The organism is Bradyrhizobium sp. AUGA SZCCT0176 (assembly GCF_018130145.1).
Taxonomy (GTDB): domain Bacteria; phylum Pseudomonadota; class Alphaproteobacteria; order Rhizobiales; family Xanthobacteraceae; genus Bradyrhizobium.
Genome location: NZ_JAFCMB010000001.1, coordinates 202925 through 220355 on the forward strand (window position 1 = coordinate 202925; position 17431 = coordinate 220355).

General features: G+C 62.7%; 14 protein-coding genes and 1 tRNA gene. 7 read left to right on the forward strand and 8 right to left on the reverse strand.

Annotation, left to right across the window (positions count from 1 at the left end; genetic code table 11):
* Positions 1 to 23 precede the first annotated feature (23 nt).
* Positions 24 to 1394 (forward strand): serine hydrolase, encoded by a 1371-nt coding sequence (locus JQ600_RS00990; protein WP_212389485.1) that lies wholly within the window; start codon positions 24 to 26, stop codon positions 1392 to 1394.
* 155 nt (positions 1395 to 1549) lie between these two features.
* Here JQ600_RS00990 and JQ600_RS00995 read toward each other — a convergent pair whose 3' ends face one another.
* Positions 1550 to 2215 carry a glutathione S-transferase family protein gene (locus tag JQ600_RS00995; protein ID WP_212389486.1) on the reverse strand — a complete coding sequence of 222 codons (666 nt, stop codon included), beginning with the start codon at positions 2213 to 2215 and terminating at the stop codon, positions 1550 to 1552.
* Between the two features lie 135 nt (positions 2216 to 2350).
* Between JQ600_RS00995 and JQ600_RS01000 the strand changes: the two genes are divergently transcribed.
* From JQ600_RS01000 to panE, 4 genes are all read left to right on the forward strand, one after another.
* Positions 2351 to 2956: a DUF2239 family protein gene (locus JQ600_RS01000; protein WP_212489634.1), complete on the forward strand. Its 606-nt coding sequence runs from the start codon at positions 2351 to 2353 to the stop codon at positions 2954 to 2956.
* Between the two features lie 88 nt (positions 2957 to 3044).
* On the forward strand, positions 3045 to 3650 hold the full coding sequence (locus JQ600_RS01005; RefSeq protein ID WP_212389488.1) for a 2-hydroxychromene-2-carboxylate isomerase: 606 nt from the start codon (positions 3045 to 3047) through the stop codon (positions 3648 to 3650).
* Between the two features lie 134 nt (positions 3651 to 3784).
* Entirely contained in the window at positions 3785 to 4522 is a 738-nt protein-coding gene (locus tag JQ600_RS01010; RefSeq protein WP_212389489.1) for an SDR family oxidoreductase, read from the forward strand.
* Positions 4523 to 4711: 189 nt separating this feature from the next.
* The gene (panE, locus tag JQ600_RS01015; protein WP_212389490.1) at positions 4712 to 5632 is read left to right on the forward strand and encodes a 2-dehydropantoate 2-reductase; all 921 of its coding nucleotides are present in this window, start codon (positions 4712 to 4714) and stop codon (positions 5630 to 5632) included.
* A gap of 44 nt (positions 5633 to 5676) precedes the next feature.
* On the opposite strand, the gene JQ600_RS01020 is transcribed toward panE, so the two are convergent.
* From JQ600_RS01020 to JQ600_RS01045, 6 genes are all read right to left on the reverse strand, one after another.
* Positions 5677 to 6255, reverse strand: coding sequence for a c-type cytochrome (locus JQ600_RS01020; RefSeq protein ID WP_212389491.1), 579 nt, complete (start codon positions 6253 to 6255; stop codon positions 5677 to 5679).
* 177 nt (positions 6256 to 6432) lie between these two features.
* Positions 6433 to 7695, reverse strand: coding sequence for a sorbosone dehydrogenase family protein (locus JQ600_RS01025; RefSeq protein ID WP_212389492.1), 1263 nt, complete (start codon positions 7693 to 7695; stop codon positions 6433 to 6435).
* 419 nt (positions 7696 to 8114) lie between these two features.
* Positions 8115 to 10442 (reverse strand): DUF2235 domain-containing protein, encoded by a 2328-nt coding sequence (locus JQ600_RS01030; protein ID WP_212389493.1) that lies wholly within the window; start codon positions 10440 to 10442, stop codon positions 8115 to 8117.
* 107 nt (positions 10443 to 10549) lie between these two features.
* Entirely contained in the window at positions 10550 to 11161 is a 612-nt protein-coding gene (locus JQ600_RS01035) for a GDYXXLXY domain-containing protein (protein WP_212389494.1), read from the reverse strand.
* Positions 11161 to 12447, reverse strand: a complete 1287-nt coding sequence (locus tag JQ600_RS01040; protein ID WP_212489635.1) for a DUF2157 domain-containing protein — start codon at positions 12445 to 12447, stop codon at positions 11161 to 11163. The genes JQ600_RS01035 and JQ600_RS01040 overlap by 1 nt, the downstream gene beginning before the upstream one ends.
* A 193-nt stretch (positions 12448 to 12640) precedes the next feature.
* Positions 12641 to 12715, reverse strand: a tRNA-Gly gene (locus tag JQ600_RS01045).
* A 469-nt stretch (positions 12716 to 13184) separates the two neighbouring features.
* Between JQ600_RS01045 and trxA the strand changes: the two genes are divergently transcribed.
* Both trxA and JQ600_RS01055 read left to right on the forward strand, forming a co-directional pair.
* The gene (gene trxA, locus JQ600_RS01050; RefSeq protein WP_212389496.1) at positions 13185 to 14108 is read left to right on the forward strand and encodes a thioredoxin; all 924 of its coding nucleotides are present in this window, start codon (positions 13185 to 13187) and stop codon (positions 14106 to 14108) included.
* Positions 14109 to 14197: 89 nt separating this feature from the next.
* Positions 14198 to 14875 (forward strand): LON peptidase substrate-binding domain-containing protein, encoded by a 678-nt coding sequence (locus JQ600_RS01055; protein ID WP_212268548.1) that lies wholly within the window; start codon positions 14198 to 14200, stop codon positions 14873 to 14875.
* Positions 14876 to 14885: 10 nt separating this feature from the next.
* Here JQ600_RS01055 and JQ600_RS01060 read toward each other — a convergent pair whose 3' ends face one another.
* On the reverse strand, positions 14886 to 17387 hold the full coding sequence (locus JQ600_RS01060; protein WP_212268546.1) for an EAL domain-containing protein: 2502 nt from the start codon (positions 17385 to 17387) through the stop codon (positions 14886 to 14888).
* Positions 17388 to 17431: the final 44 nt, after the last annotated feature.

Genomic DNA, 17431 nt, shown 5'->3' on the forward strand with positions numbered 1-17431 from the left:
TCGGGTCGGCTGCGGAGAGGCGCGTGGGTTGGCGTAAATGGGTCGTTGTCGGGTTGGTGTTGGCCGTGCCGGCGGCGGCTTGCATCATCCTCCGTCCTGATCGCGCGATCCGCATCGCCACCGGCGTGGTGGCGCACAATGTCTGCGCCAAGACCTTCGTCTCCGGCCTTGATCCGCAAACCGTGTTTTCGGAAACTATCGAGCGTCCCGGACTGCGCCGCCTGCGCACGGCGCTGCGATTTTACGTTGATCACACTGCGATGAGTGTTGACGCGTCGGCGGCGTGGATGTTTGGCAGCCGCGCTGTCTATCATGAAGGGCTCGGCTGTGTGCTGCGGCACGGAACGAAGGAGCCGTATATCCTCAAGAGCGACATTGACGCATTGAAGGTACCGAAATCGCCGCCGCTGCTGGGCGAGATTGCCGGCCCCGATGTCGTGGCGCCGTCCAATCCCGCATTGAAGGCCGCGCTTGAGCACGCCTTCGAGGAGCGGGCTGAGCCGCCGTTCCGTCGTACCAAGGCGGTGGTCGTAGTGCACGACGGCAAGGTGATCGCCGAGCGCTACGCCAGCGGCATCGGCGTCAACACGCCGCTGCTCGGCTTTTCCATGACCAAGTCGGTGATCAATGCCTTGATCGGGGTGCTGACCCAGCAAGGGCTTGTCACGCCCTCGATGCCCGCGCCGATACCGGAATGGCGCGGCGATCTCAGGCGCGAGATCGAGGTCGAGCATCTCTTGCGCATGACCGCCGGGCTGGCGCTCGACGAAACCGACAGCTTCAGCGAGATGGTCTATCTGCAGGACGACATGGCCGGCTTCGCGGTCAACGCTGCGCTTGTCGCGCCGCCGGGCACGCGCTGGGCCTATTCCAGCCCGACGACGCAGCTATTGGCGCGGATCATTCGCGATGCCGCCGGCGGACCGGAGCAGAGCCTGGCGTTTGCGTGGCGCGAATTGTTCAATCCACTCGGCATCCGCGACGTCACGCTGGAATTCGACGCGACAGGCACGCTGCAGGGATCGACCAACATGCTGGCGAGCGCGCGGGACTGGGCGCGGTTCGGGCTGCTGTTTGTCAATGACGGCGTTGTCGGCGGCAAACGCCTGCTGCACGAGGACTGGGTGGATTTCTCGGCCGCTGCGACACTCGACACCGACTATGGCGCCGGGTTCTGGACCAATCGCAGCGAGCATGCACACGCCAAAGAACGCGTGCGATCAGGCATTCCCCGCGACGCGTTCTTTGCGGCCGGCGATCTCGGCCAGCGCATTATGATCATGCCGTTACAGCGTCTCGTCGTCGTCCGCCTCGGCGACAGCGTCGATCCGACCGGCGATATCGGCGGGCTCGCGCGATTGGTGAAGGAAGTGATCGCGGTGGTGGGGCCGTGAATCTTCCCCCTCTCCCGCGCTTGCGGGGGAGGGCCGGGGTTGGGGTGTCTCCGCGATTCAGACTGTTCGTGTGGAGAGAGCCCCCACCCGCCGCGCGTCGCGCGTCAACCTAAGAGCGAGCTTCGCTCGTCTCGACCCCGCAAGCGCGGGAGAGGTTAGCGTCCCACCACATACGGCCCGCCCTTTTCCAGCGCGCGCGCATAGGCCGGACGGGCGTGGATGCGTTCGAGGAACGCCATTGCCTTGGGGTGACCGACCTCCAGCCCGCCGCGCGCGGCGGCGGCTTCCAGCGGAAAGCTCATCTGGATGTCGGCGCCGGAGAATTCGCTGCCGGCGAACCATTCGCTTTTCGCCAGTTCGCCTTCCCAGTAATCCATGTGCTGCTTGAGCTGCGGATTGACCAGTGTGGTCAGCGCCGTATTGCAGACCTTGCGCACCAATGGCCGAAGCAAGGCCGGCGCGCGCTTGGGCATCAGCGTGAACAACAGTTTCAGCAGCAGCGGCGACATCGCGGATCCTTCCGCATAGTGCAGCCAATAGGTGTAGCGCAGCCGCTCCGGCGTATTCGGCGCCGGGATCAGTTTGCCGTTGCCATAGGTCGCGATGATGTATTCGGCGATCGCGCCGGATTCCGCGATGGTGTTGCCGTTGTCGGTGATCACGGGTGACTTGCCGAGCGGGTGAATGGCGAGCAGCTCTTTCGGCGCGCGCATGTCGCCCTGGCGCTGATAGCGCACGATCTCGTAGGGCACGGCGAGCTCTTCGAGCAGCCACAGCACGCGCTGCGAGCGGGAATTGTTGAGATGGTGCACCGTCAGCATAGCCGCTCCCCAAATTGACCGCCGCGTTGGTGCCAGCCGGGCACGGGAAAGTCGAGATGCCTTCAAGGCGGGTCATGGGACTTTGACAGACCTAATTTACCCGGGTAATATCCAAGGTAGAATCGAGGAACAGCCGTGAATCCCACATCTGATGCCGCCTACATCGCTTTTGAAGGAGACAGCTGCGTCGGATCGGGCGATCTGCGCGAGGTCGCCCGTTCCGCCAGGCAGGCGCTCGGGCGGCAGCCGGAGGCCTCGATCCTGATTTTCAACGGCAGGACCAGCGCGCTGGTCGATGTCGACTTCCGCGGCTCGGTCGACGACGTCGTGGCGCGGATTCCGCTGCCGGAGCCACCGTCCACGGATGAAGATACCGCCCTCGCCGCCCCGCGCGGTCCCGGCCGCCCGAAACTCGGCGTGGTCGCGCGCGAGATCACGCTGTTACCGCGGCATTGGGACTGGCTGGCGCAGCAAAAAGGGGGCGCCTCGGTCGCAATCCGGAAACTGGTCGACGAGGCGCGCCGCAACAACGAGGGCAGCGATCGCATCCGCCTTGCGCAGGAGGCCGCCTATCGTTTCATGTCGACCATGGCCGGCAACCGGCCGCATTTCGAGGAAGCGATCCGCGCACTGTTCGCGAGCGACGCCAAACGTTTCGAGCAGTTAATCGCCGAATGGCCCGCGGATGTGCGGGACCATGCTGCAAGGCTGGCAGTTCCGGCATTTCACCGTGAAGCTTGAGACGAAGTCCGGTTGATCCGGCTGATCGGACCCGCTAGGTTGGTTGAAATGATAGGGATCATATAAGAACCATCCGAGGGAGACCGCCGTGAGCCTAAATCCGCAATTCTTGTTCGATTTCGGCAGCCCCAACGCCTTCCTCAGCCATGAGGCGATCCCGGCGATCGAAAAGCGCACCGGCGCGAAATTCGAATATGTTCCGGTGCTGCTCGGCGGCATCTTCAAGGCCACCAACAACAAGTCGCCGGCCGAGACGCTCGCCGGCGTCAAGAACAAGCGCGAGTTCCACGCGATCGAGACCGAACGCTTCGTCAAGCGCTTTGGCGTCAAGCCCTACACCTGGAATCCGTTCTTTCCCGTCAACACGCTGAACCTGATGCGATCAGCAGTCGCCGCGCAAATGGAAGGCGTGTTCGAGAAGTATGTCGAAGCTGCGTTTCATCACATGTGGGTCGAGCCGAAGAAGATGGACGATCCGGAAGTCGCGGCGAAGGCACTGGCCTCCTCCGGCCTCGATGCCGCCAAACTTCTGGCCCGCTCACAGGACGCGGATGTAAAGGCAAAGCTGATCGAGAACACGCAAGCCGCGGTCGAGCGCGGTGCATTCGGCTCGCCGACGTTCTTTGTCGGCAAGGAGATGTTCTTCGGCAAGGAACAGTTGCGCGAAGTCGAGGAGATGATTTCGGGGAAATGACGACGCAGTCGTCATCCCGGGGCGCGAAGCGAACCCGGGATCTCGAGATTCCCCGGTGCGCAATTGCGCACCTGAGGTCTGGTCCTTCGGACCATCCCGGAATGACGGCGACACAGAATCAGCGGAGTTCACCAATGCAAAAACGAAACGCCACCGTCGCGGTGATCGGTGCCGGCGACTACATCGGCGGCGAAATTGCCAAGAAATTCGCTTCCGAAGGCTTCACCGTGTTCGCCGGCCGGCGCGACGGCGCCAAGCTGGAGCCGTTGAAGAAGGAGATCGAGGCAGCAGGCGGGTCGATCGTGGCGCGCTCGCTCGATGCGCGCAAGGAGGACGAGGTCGCCGCCTTCCTCAACGACGCCGACGCGCACGCGCCGCTGGAGGTCTGCATTTTCAATGTCGGCGCCAACGTCAATTTCCCGATTCTTGAGACCACCGACCGCGTGTTTCGAAAGGTCTGGGAGATGGCCTGCTGGGCCGGCTTCCTGGCGGGCCGGGAATCGGCGCGGCTGATGCTGCCGCGCGGCCAGGGCAACATCTTCTTCACCGGCGCTACCGCGAGCCTGCGCGGCGGCAGTGGTTTTGCTGCCTTTGCCAGCGCGAAATTCGGCCTGCGCGCGGTGGCGCAATCGATGGCGCGGGAGCTCGGGCCAAAGAACATCCATGTTGCGCATCTGATCATCGATTCCGGCGTCGATACCGCCTGGGTGCGCGAGCGCCGCGAACAGCTCTGGGGCAAGGAAGCCCTCGACAATCCGGATCTGCTGATGCCGCCGGCCTCGGTCGCGGCGGCCTATTGGCAGCTCTACCAGCAGCCGCGCAGCGCCTGGACGTTCGAGCTGGAGATTCGCCCGTTCGGGGAGAAGTGGTAGGACGCTCTTTCCGTCATGGCCGGGCTTGACCCGGCCATCCACGTCTTGCTTGCTGCTGCGGTGTTAAGACGTGGATGCCCGGCACACCTAGCGCGAAGACGCGCTTCGCGCTACTGGCCGGGCATGACGAGGACCGTGATATCTCCGGCTCTCTAGATGAAGTAAGCTAGAACAAAACGGAGTTGAACGATGCGCATTCTCGTGGTCGGCGCCGGCGCCATCGGCGGATATTTCGGCGGTAGGTTGCTTCAGGCCGAGCGCGACGTGACGTTTCTGGTGCGGCCGAAGCGGGCCTCTGAACTCGCCTCCGCCGGCCTCGTCATCAAGAGCCCTGCCGGCGACGTCACGCTGAAGAATCCGCCGACGGTGCAGGCCGACAAGCTCAGCGAAAAATTCGACGTAGTGCTGCTGAGCTGCAAGGCGTTCGATCTCGAGGACGCGATCAGGTCCTTTGCGCCGGCGGTTGGCCCAAATACCGCGATCATCCCACTGCTCAATGGCATGCTGCACCTGAACGTGCTCGACGAAAGATTTGGCGCGGAGCGCGTGCTGGGCGGCCTCTGTGCGATTGCCGCGACGCTCAACGAGGCGCGCGAGGTGGTGCAGCTGGCGCCGATGCAGTCGCTCAATTTCGGCGAACGCGACGGCAAGATGTCGGATCGCGTCCGTGCGATCTCTGAAATCTTCACCAGCGGCAACATTGGCGCTGTTGCCAGCGAACACATCATGCAGGATATGTGGGAAAAGTGGGTATTCCTGGCCTCATTGGCGGCCTCGACCTGCCTGATGCGCACTTCGGTGGGCAACATCCTGGCGGTGACGGGCGGCAAGGATTTCCTGCTCGGCATGCTCGATGAATGCAGCGCGGTCGCATCAGCGGAAGGCTTTGCGCCCGGTGGACCGTTCTTCCAGCGCACCCGCGGTTTGTTGACCGCGGAAGGCTCGCCCATGACCGCCTCGATGTTCCGCGACGTCAAGACGGGATTCCCGGTCGAAGCCGATCACGTCATCGGCGATCTCGTCGCCCGTGCCGACGCCGCGAAAATTCCGGTGCCGAAACTGCGCATCACCTACACCCATCTCAAGGCGTATGAAAAGCAGCGGGGGTGAGGTTTTATTCGTTGTCGTCCCGGCGAACGCCGGGACGACAGCAATTACAAATGCGCCAGATAATGCGCCAGCGCCTCGATCTCCTCTTCGCTGAGGGAATAGGCGACACTCGCCATCGCCGCCATGCCGCCGCCGGACCGCACCCCTGACTTGTAGTCGTGCAGCGCCTTGATGAGATAATCCTGACGCTGCCCGGCGACGCGGGCGACCGCCTTGGTGCCGGCGTAGTCCGGCAGGTGGCAAGACGCGCAACGCCCGCCCACGGCCGCCTGCGCGCCCTTCTTCGACAGATCCGGCTTGTCGTCGGCCGGCGCCTTCGGCGGCGATAGCTGCGCGAAATAGGCGCCGAGATTGCGGATGTCCTCGTTGTTGAGCTGCTCGACGACCGGCTGCATCTGCTCGTTCTTGCGGGCACCGGCGCGGTAGAACACCAGCTGCCACTGGATGAACATGTCCGGCTGCGCCGCCAGCGAGGGAATGTTTTCCATTTGCGAAATGCCGTTCTCGCCGTGACAGCCGACGCACAATTCGGCCTTCGCCTTGCCGGCGGCGATATCGGCGGCATGGGTGGGGCCGCAGATCATCGCTGCTGCTAGTAGGACCCCGGTAAACGCAAGTCGCATCATAGCTCTCCCGTCGTCATGGCCGGGCTTGACCCGGCCATCCATCTCTCTTCAAGAAATTTTGCGTTGATGGATGCCCGGATCAAGTCCGGGCATGACGAGCATGTTCCATTCCAAAACGCGAAGCTGCGGCCACTCGATCCCGAGTAACCGCAGCCTCGCCTGTTCGTTTGCGCCTTACTTCTTGGCGTAGCTGATGCGATAGATCGCACCGGCCCAGTCGTCGGACACCAGGATCGAGCCGTCCTTGTCGATGATGATGTCGTTGGGACGGCCGAGATAGCCCTGGTCGCCTTCGAGCCAGCCGGAAGCAAAGATCTCCTGCTTGGCGTTCTTGCCGTCGGGACCGACGATGACGCGCTTGATCCGGGCGCCCTGGTACTTTTTCCGGTTCCAGGAGCCGTGTTCGGCGATCAGGATGTTGTTCTTGTACTCGGCGGGGAATTGGCTGCCGGTATAGAACTTCATGCCGAGCGGCGCCACATGCGCGCCGAGATTGAGCACGGGCGGGGTGAATTCCGAGCACTTGTGACCCATCGCGAATTTCGAATCCGGCATATTCCCCTGGTGGCAGTAGGGATAGCCGAAATGCTCGCCGATCTTCGAGATCATGTTGAGCTTGTCGCTCGGCAGGTCGTCGCTGATCCAGTCCCGCGCGTTCTCCGTGAACCAGTATCGCCCCGAGCGTGGATCGACGTCGCCGCCGACGCTGTTGCGGACGCCGAGCGCCCAGATTTCCGCGTTGCCTGTCTTGGGATCGACGCGGCGGATCTGCGAGAGGCTGGTGGGCGGGAGGCCGATGTTGAAGGGAGGTCCGAACGGCAGGTAGAACCAGCCTTCCTTGTCGACCGCGATGTATTTCCAGCCATGCGCGACGTAGGACGGCATGTCGTCATACACCACCTTGCCGGCGCCGAGATTGTCGAGATTGGCTTCGGCGTTTTCGTATTTGATCAGCTTGTTGATCGCGACGACGTAGAGCGCGCCATCGACGAAGGCGAGGCCGGTCGGCATGGTGAGGCCCTTGAGGACAGTCTTGACCTCTCTCTTGCCGCCATTGTCCTTGATCGCGTAGACATTGCCGAGGCTGAAGGAGCCGACAAACAGCGTGCCCTTGTCACCCCTGGCCATCTGCCGCGCCTCCAGAACGTTGGAGGCGTAGACCTCGATCTTGAAGCCCGCCGGCAGTTTGATCTTCGGGATCAGCTTGGCGAGTTCGGCGTCCGTCGCGCCGGTCGGCGGGCCGGACGGCGGCGCCTGCCCCTTCTGCGCCTCGGTCTCGTCGCCGAGAAACCAGTCGGGCGGCGGGTTGGTCCAGAATTCCTTGGTGCCGGATTCGTATTTCTTCAGCGGCTTCTGTTGCGCGTTGGCCTGGCTGGCCGCCGCGACAACGAGGATCGCCGTGAGCGCAAGAATAGATCGATGGAAAGCCGATTTCATCGCGTCACTCCCTATGCAGCCTGGGGGGCTGCGCCTGTTATTATTTGAACGTTCGAGAGGCGAACTTGGTCAGGTGAGGTGGAATAGACCGTAAAATGGTAGCACATCTATTTCAGGAGAAAAGCGTGGGCTGCGCTACCCTGTCAGACGAAATTAGATTGAGTGCAAACTTTTCTTCGTCGGGTTTTGTTTTCGGACTTTTTCAAGGACGCTGCACCGCAATATTCGTTTGAAGCGAGCGCGGCGTCCGGATCGAACGGTGCGCGTCCCGGTGGGCGGGCTTCCACAGGCGAGGCAGATCGTGCGCGTGTTGGTTCTCGGTGGGACGGGCCTGATCGGCTCTGCCGTGGTGCGGCAACTCGTTGGCCGCCGACATGAATTGTCGCCCCGGAAGCCGCGATCGCCGCGGGATAACCGCGCTATCGCGTGCGCCTCAACGACAGCACTGCGGTGCCGTGGTTGTTGCGGTAGAGCAAATCATAGAGACCGGGAATGCCGATCACGGCGTCGTTGACGAAGACGAACAATTCTTCCTTGCCGTTGGGCGCAATCGTCGGCGTGATATTGAACTGGATGATGTCGTCATAGGGATCGGGCTCGTAGGAGTCCTCCTCGCCGCCGACATTGCCAAAACGCAGCACGATGCGGAACCAGTCCTTGGATAATTCCCGCCGCATCGGCAGCAATAGCCAGAGATAGACACGCTCGTACCATTGCGGCCGCTCCTTGCTGGAAAAGCCCCCGACCGGCGTGCCGATGCGGGCAAGGCCATTGAACCATTGCTTGTCTTCGCCGCTTTTGGCGCCGGGTTGAATCGTCACATAATAGCGGCCGCGATGCTGCAGCAGGATGCCGGTCGCCTTGCACAAATCCGACGTCTTGAATTCGACGCGCGCGGTCTGGTTGACGGCCAGCACCGCAGGTTTTGGATCGGTATCTCGACGCACGCAGGTTAGTCCGGCCGTGTCGAAGCCGTCGTAAGCGAGGTGGCTGACAAACGCCAATCCGAGATAGATGAACATCACCGCGAACAGGAAAGGCGCGATCATGGTCTTCAATTTGTCGTGGAAATGGATGTAAAGCGGACTGCTGCGCAGACCGTAAATCCCGTTGTCGGGAAGGCCTGTCGGCGCTTGCGGCGATTTTCGCCAGATCGAAGCCATCAAGCGCGAGGTCCGGCCCGCGATCCACGAGTTCACATACAACAGCGCCGAGACCAGGCCCACCATGACCAGAAACCAGGCTGGCGCGCGTGCATAACCGTCGGCCCAGGTCGATGCGAGGGTTGGAAGAAGTCCCAACGCAAAGCGCACGAAGTCCGACACCCACCGGATCGGACTGGTATATTCATCGTAGCGTGGCGCACTGGAGACCAGGGGGAAGATCACCAGCCACAGCGTCGCGCCGACGGTAGCGAAATAGGCGATACGGCGTGCCCAGACCCAGTTCCAGACATGCTCCTGCGCCAGTGCGCGCTGCGCCGCGGCCGCGCTGGTCTCGAACGGTTGTGTCGACGGCGCGATGCTGAAAGTGTCGGGTGAGACGATCTCGCCATCTTCCTTGACGACTTCGTAGTACGGCGGCAGGCCGACCGGCGCGTAGGCATGCGCGTTGTTCTCGATGCGCCGGAACACAGTCTCGTGAATCTTGGCGCTGATGACGTCGACCTCGTCTTCTTCCAGTTTCTTCGGATAGAAGGCCGGCACCAGCTTACGCGGTCCGTAGCGGTAATAGCCGCCAACGCCTTTGCGCGGATCGTACAGCCGTCCGTCCTTGTCGCGCTTCGAGATCGCGTTCTTGAACGTGTCGGGATCGGCAATCATGTGGTCGGGGCTCGGCGGCTGGCCCGCATAATCCGACTTGAATTTCAGCCCGCAGCGTTTCGCCTCGGTGATCATCCAGACGAAGGGGATGTGAGCCAGCGCATCGTCGGGATAGCCGCCGCCGACATTGGTGTGCACGCCGGCGAACCAGACCTGGCTGATGCGTTCGTTCTTGATGAAGCGCTTCCCGCCGGGTTCGGCCGGCGATGCCGCACCATGGATACCAGCGGTTTCATCCCAGAGCTGGGGGTGGAAGGTGGTGCGTTCCTCGTCGAGCGCCAGCGCCTGACAGGCGCGCATGACGCTCGGCGACAAATGCTTGTTCGGCAGTTCAAGCGGCCAGATATAGTCATGAATGCCGCGGGTCATTTCGTCGACCGGCATGCCGTAGGCGGCAACCGTGTCCCAGACCCCGATGAACCTGATCTTGACGTTCCTGCGAACCTCTCTTGGCGGGTAGTGCGGGCCGAACTTGTTGCGGATCCACTGGTACGGCCGTTCAAATCTCAGTTTGGGGTAGCGGTCCTTGCGATAAGCACGGTAGGCCGCACTCGCCAGGCTGTGCAGTTCAACCTCGTTATCGGCCTTGACGAGCCCCTGGCTGTCGATCATCCCCATCACGATCCGGATGGTGAAGGCACCGCGGCTGAAGCCAAAGCCGAACAGTTCGTCGTCCTTGTCGCGATAGTTCCGGCAGGCGAATTTGTAGAGCGCGATGACGTTGCGGCGCAGGCCGAGACCGAACGCACCACCTAGGATCGCCATCGGCTTGAACGACGAGGTGCCGACGCCGTCGTCATACAATGCGACCTGGTCGTTGCCGGAGAGATCCAGCGCCTCGAAGGTGCGCCAGACATTGGTGCGCCAGACTTTTGCCGAGGAATTGCCGGTGCCGTCGGACAGCAGGATGATTTTTCGGCTCATGGGACATGCCTCGCCCGCGGCATGAAATGAGTATGCAACCTAGGGTATCAGAGCATGACACGTTCTGACCGAATAGAGAAGCACACCGCGGGCAGGGCGGCCGCCCGTCAATACGGCGGCTCGTCATAGACGGGCTTGCCGTCGATCAGCAGGCGCTTGATCGCCGCCTGGCCGGAAGCCGTCACGGCCGCGACCACCTCCAGCCGTGCCTTTTCGGTCGTCTCGATTTTCTTGCCCTCGCCCTGCGGCACGAAATAGCTCTCGAGCCCGTATTTCACGAGCGCGGCGCGGATTCCGGGCGTGCAGACCCTGAGCCCCGCCTCGTTAGGCGGACAGACCGATCCCGCGCTCACCGTGCCCAGAATGACGATATCGGCGCCGGACACCGCCGGCCGCTCGGATGAGATCGCGACCGCCCTCGCCTTGCCGTTCTCGTCGGGCCGCAGGGTCACGAATACTTTTTGCCCCCGTTTGAACTCACTCGTTGAGTCCTTCGGCAGGTCAACCGCCGAGATTCGATAGTCGAGAATGACGTAATCGCCGCGAAACAGGTCGCGCGGGTCGACGGGCACGATCTCGAGCCGGACTTCCTGGCCGTTTCGCAATATTTCCGCCCGTTGATAGACCATCGCGAGGATCAGTCCGCAGAGCAGCAGCGCGGCGAGGATGTAGCGCGGAAGCAGCGGGACGCGCGCAAGGAAAGTATCGATCGTACCCATCAGGCCGCACTCCCCGAGGATTGTTCATTGGCACGCCTCGACCAGCTCGCGAGCTTGTGCGCCCCCAGGGCGAGCCCCAGCAGCACGACACCGGCGGCAAGGAAGAACAGGGACTGGTCGAGCAATGTGCCGACCGTGCGCCAGAGCAGGATCAATATCGAAACGCCGAACACCGCGTAGCCGACCACGACAAATGTCCGCAGGCCGACCAGCAGGCCGCCTGCGATCAAGGCCACCGCGCTGACGAGCACGGCGATGGGAATCAGCACGCGGCTCGGAATTGCGGGGCCGCCCACCAGCATCAGCGGAATCGTCAAGCCAATGGCGCAGGCCGCGATGATCACAAGCCGCCCGTTGTCCCTGTGCCGTGCCAGTACCGCGAGGGCCGCAAGCGCGAGCGCCGCCGCGACATAAGCAAGGCCGAGATGCGCATCGATGGCGTGCGCGGAGCGGACTGATTTTTCCAGAACGAGTTCGATTTCAAAGCAGAGAAACACGCCGAAGGCCCAGCCACCCCATGGCAGGAGCGCCCGGAACTCGGCGGGCCAGTCCCGGTCCAGCGCCAGCAGCCCGATCGCGATGTAGGCTACCGAGAACGCAATGCCGCCATGGATCAGGCGATCCGCTGGCGCCCACGTCAGTGTGGCCAGCCAGACGCCCAGCGCCAGAGCTGCAGCATGCGCCACCAGGCGATTTTCGCGGCCCAGCGCCAACGCAAATGCCGGAACGAACAGCAGGAAAAACGGCCAATGGATTTCGTGCCATTGCGCGTCGTCGAACCTTCCGAACGACCAGGCCGTCATCGCCGCAAAGGCAATCACGAGCGGGCCGCTCTTGCCCGTCAGCGCGGCCGCGATGAGCGCGCCGATCGCCACCAGCATCGCTCCCGCCGGCCAGTCGCCCGGCAGATGATACATCTGGCCGACCAGCGCCACGCCCGCGCCGAAGCTAAGCGTGGCGAATGTCACGGCGGCATCGGCGCCCCATGGGATCGCGCGCCGGCCGAGCAGAAGGGCGATCGGAAAACAGGCCGCAATCAGCGAGAGGATGCCGACCAGCCTGACCAGGCGCGGAATCTCCTGCCAGTTCGCGGCAACAAAGGCGCTGACGCTGGCCGCCAGCATCAGGGCGCCGAGCATCGCGAAGATGGCGGGCAGGCGCGAGGTCGCCTCTTCGCCAAATCGCGCCTTGCGGATGGAATGGGCCGCGTCGCCCGAAATCACGCCCTCTGCGACCCATTTGACCAGGTCCGCCTCAAGGCGCTGCCGATATCCACGTTCGAACAATTGCCAGCCTCGCTTGTGTCACGATCCTTGCGGCGCGGCACAAGACGACGCTGCAATCCTTGGTATCAGAAGATGGCATGCAGGTTCGGGAGAAAGAAGAGCGCGGCGGCGGCAGGTCGCCCGCCACCACAAACGACAAAGCCGCCTGACGGCGGCTTGTCGTTCAATCATTGCTTGGGCATGCGAGAAATCTTGGAGCGGGCGAAGGGGCTCGAACCCTCGACCCCGACCTTGGCAAGGTCGTGCTCTACCACTGAGCTACACCCGCATCCGAGATGTCGGCGATCGCTCGCCGGCAACGGCAGAGCTATGCCAAATGCAGGCCGTGAATGCAACAGCCAGCACACGGCCGAAACCACCCCGACAGGCGGATTTTCTTAATAAATTGGCGCGAATCGGTCCGAAACAACGCCCAAACCGCATTAATCGGTTCCCCGGCCTGGAGGGTGGTAACCCCAGGGTCAAATTGCCCTCCTATCTCGCCGCGATTCGGACTTCCTCCCGAACACGGCGATCCGCCGGCCGGTGAATTCGCCGCGCCGGCCGGGCCGCTGATGGGAGGCCGCCCACCCCCTGGGCCCCTTGGGACGAGTCCCGGTCGCGGCCGGGGCGATTGAATTTTGTGACCAAGCCGCCATCTAGCGGATGAGAACTTCGCGCCCTTCCGTGCTAGAAGGGCGCCATTCTCTGGGACAGCTTTCGAGACCAATTCTCAAGACATCAGGCGAGGATACATCGTGACGATAATTGAGCAGGGCGGCGGCCCCGCGCCGCAGGCCGTACCCGATCTGATCAAGGATACCACCACCCAGACCTTCGTGAAGGACGTCATCGAGGAATCGAAGCGCCAGCCGGTGCTGATCGACTTCTGGGCGGAGTGGTGCGGTCCGTGCCGTCAGTTGACGCCGATCATCGAAAAGGCCGTCCGCGCCGCCAAGGGCAAGGTCAAGCTGGTCAAGATGAACATCGACCAGCATCCGCAGATCCCCGGCCAGATGGGAATCCAGTCGATCCCGGCCGTGATCGCCTTCGTCAACGGCCAGCCCGCCGATGGCTTCATGGGCGCGGTGCCGGAAAGCCAGGTCACCGCCTTCATCGACAAGCTCACCAAGGGCATGGCCGCACCGGGCGAACCGAACATTGCCGAAATTCTGCAGGAGGCCGAGGCCGTGCTGGCGGAAGGCGATGCGGCTGCCGCGGCGCAGATCTATGCCGAGGTGCTGTCGATCGATTCCACCAATATCGCCGCGTTGGCGGGTCTCGCGAAATGCTACGTGACGACAGGTGCCATCGAGCAGGCCAAGCAGACCATCGCGATGGTGCCGGAATCCAAGCGCAATGACGCCGCCGTCAAGGCCGTGCAGGTCTCGATCGATCTCGCCGAACAGGCGCAATCCGTCGGCCCGGTCACCGAGCTGGAACAGAAAGTCGCCGCAGACCCGCTCGATCATCAGGCTAGGTTCGATCTGGCGACCGCGCTCAACGCCCAAGGCAACCGTGCCGAAGCGACCAACCAGCTGCTCGAAATCGTCAAGCGGGACCGCAAGTGGAACGAGGATGGCGCGCGCAAGCAGCTGGTGCAGTTCTTCGAAGCGTGGGGCGGTGCCGATGAAGCGACCGTGGATGGACGCAGGCGGCTGTCGACGATCCTGTTCTCGTGAGTTGCGTATTCCGCAACCGTGGACACCGGTTTTGCGATAAGAATACGCACAAGACATAGACATCTCATGCAGTAGAGCCGGGGCCGCAGATGCCGATCAATGCCGAATACCGCGGACCCGGCGAGCTTCCCGAAATCATTCCGGTGTTTCCGCTGCCGGGTGCACTGCTGCTGCCGCGCGGCCAGATGCCGCTCAACATCTTCGAGCCGCGCTATCTGGCGATGGTCGACGACACGCTGCGCGACGGCCACCGCCTGATCGGGATGATCCAGCCGGATATTTCCCACAGCAAGGACGAGGCGCGGCCGATGCTGTTCAAGGTCGGCTGCGTCGGCCGCATCACCCAGCTCGCCGAATCCGGCGACGGCCGCTACATCCTCGAACTCACCGGCGTCTCGCGCTTTCGGGTGGTCGAAGAGCTGACGGTGCTGACCGCGTACCGGCAATGCAAGGTGGATTTCTTCCCCTTTGTTGACGACTTCACCGCGCGCAAGGGCGAAGAGGCCGTCGACCGCGAGGCGCTGCTCGAGGTGCTGACCGATTTTCTCAACGCCAACAATTTGAAAGTGGATTGGGAAGGCATCGAGAGCGCGCCCAACGAGGCGCTGGTCAATGCGCTGGCGATGATGTCGCCCTATGGCCCCGCCGAAAAGCAGGCGATGCTGGAAGCGCCCGATTTGAAGACGCGCGCGGAAATCCTGGTCGCGGTGACCGAGATGGACCTCGCCAAGAAGCGCACCAGCGGCGGCGATACGGGACTGCAGTAAACCGCGCCGGCTACGCCGCGTTCGCGGCTGCCTTGACCCGCGAGCGCACCATTTTCGCAACTTCGGCGCTCGTTACCGGCGGACTGAAATAATAGCCTTGCGATTCGACGCAGTCCTCTCCGCGGAGGATGTCCCATTGTTCCTGGGTTTCCACGCCTTCGGCCGTGGTGGTCTTGCCGAGGCTCACGGCAAATCGAACCACCGCACGCGCGATGACGCGGGACTCTTCCTGCGGGCTGGTCAGCTCGCTGACGAAGCTGCGGTCAATTTTGATCTTGTCGAACGAGAATTTTTGCAAAAAGCTCAGCGATGAGTAGCCCGTGCCGAAATCATCCAGTGCAACTCGCACGCCCAGTTCGTGCAGCTGACCGAGCGCAGCGAACACGGCTTCGCTGTCGTGCATGATGGCCGTTTCGGTCACCTCGAGCTCAAGTCTTGGTGGCGCAATTCCCGAACTCGCCAGGGCGCTGACAATGACCCGAACCAGGTCCTTGCTTCTGAATTGAGCCGGAGACAGATTTATCGCGATCTTGAGATGGGCCGGCCATTTTGCCGCCTCCACGCACGCCGTCCGCAGTACCCACTCTCCGATCGGCACGATCAAGCCGGTTTCTTCCGCAAGCGGGATAAAGTCGCCGGGCATCACCCAGCCGCGCTGGGGATGATGCCAACGCAGCAACGCCTCAAAGCCGCTGATCTTGCCGTTCTTGAAATTGACGATCGGCTGGTAGCGCAGTTCGAACTCATCATTGGCAAGCGCGCTGCGCATATCCCGTTCGAGGTTGCGGCGGGCATGCATGAGTTCGTCGAGTTCCGGCTCGAAGAAACGGAAGGAACCACGCCCGCCATTCTTGGCGGAATACAAGGCGAGGTCCGCTTTCTTGAGAATTTCATCGGAATCGGTTCCGTCGCGTGGCGCAACGGCAATGCCGATGCTCGTTCCGACGGTGACCCGGTGATCGCCAAGATCGAAAGGTTCGCAAAGCTCGGCCTTGATTCGTTCGGCGAGCGCCACGGCTTCCACCAGCGGATTTTCCACGCACTCGATGACGGCGAACTCGTCGCCGCCCAGCCGCGCGACCATCGCCGTTTCCCTGACGCACGCCAGCAGCCGCGCGGCAACGGCTTGCAACAGCGCGTCTCCGGTGGGGTGCCCCAGCGTGTCGTTGACCTCCTTGAAGCGGTCAAGATCAAGCATGAGCACCGCGAGATCGGCGCCACCCCTGCGCGTGATGGAAAGGGCGAGCTCCAATCGCTTCCTCAAGAGGACGCGATTTGGCAGGTCGGTCAGCGCGTCGTGATGGGCCATATGCGTGATCTTGGCCTCGGACCTGCGCTGCTCGGTGACGTCCTGGTGCGTCGCCACCCAGCCGCCGCCGGGCATCGGTTGCCTCGTAACGCAGATCAATCGACCATCGGCAAGCTCGTCGACGCGACTTGCCGGGACGTTGCTTGGCAGCGCATTCAGGGCCGACAGCACCTGCTTTGCGGTGCTGTCATTGGTGCCACCCTTGAGGATGCCGTTGCTGATGCGATGCTCGATGATTTCGCGGTGTGGTGTCCCCGCCAGCAACAGTTCCGGCGGCAGCTGATACATTTTGGCGTAACGATCGTTGCAGACGACAAGCCGCTTCTCCGCATCGAACATGCAGAGACCTTCGCCCATGTTGTTGATCGCCGAATCCAGCCTGAGCTTCTGCTCCTGCAATTCCTTTTGGGAGCCTTCGACCTGTTGCCGCGCGAGCGAGAGCTGATCGATGATTTCCTCGAATTTGCGCGTCCGGTTGGCGAGGCGGCGATCCGCCAGCACGCCGACCAGGCTCATCCCGAGCACCGACAGAGCCACGCCCGCAATCGCCACCGCGAGAAACGCGGGAGAAAGTGACATCTCGTCAGGTCCCCGCGTCGGATCGGGGACAATTTCTACCGCGCCCATCGCCGTGAAATGATGCGAAACAATTGCGAGCGTCAGGAAAATCGCAGCGACAAATGTTCCCCACAGATCCTTGTAGCGGACCGCGAACGCGAGCGCCGCATAACCGAACATCATGCCCACAATGATGGAGGCGAACACGAGATCGAGCGACCAGGTGACCCGGCCCGGGACTTCGAGCGCCCACATGCCGAGATAGTGCATGCTGGCAATGCCCGCGCCGATGATTCCGCCGCCGATCGGTGCTCGCCACCGGCCGGGCGCATTGGCGGAGAAGCCGAACCCGCCGGAAGTCAGTATCATGGCCGCGGCGAGCGACAGCCCGGTCAAGGCCACGCCGTATCCGGTCGTGACACCGGGCTCGTAGGCGAGCATCGCGATAAAGTGCGTCGCCCAGATCCCGTACCCGATCGCGGCGCCCGCAATTGCAATCCAGATCAGCCGCGTCCTGGCATGCGACGAGATCGCCCGATGAAAGATATGGATGGCGACAACGCTTGCGACGAAGCAAACGAGACCGGCGAGGAGAACCAGTCGCCAGTCGTGTTCGACTGTAAGGCAGCTAAGAACGCGGAACATGTCATTCGGCCATGGTTGTTTGTCACCATGGTTACCCGCGCTGG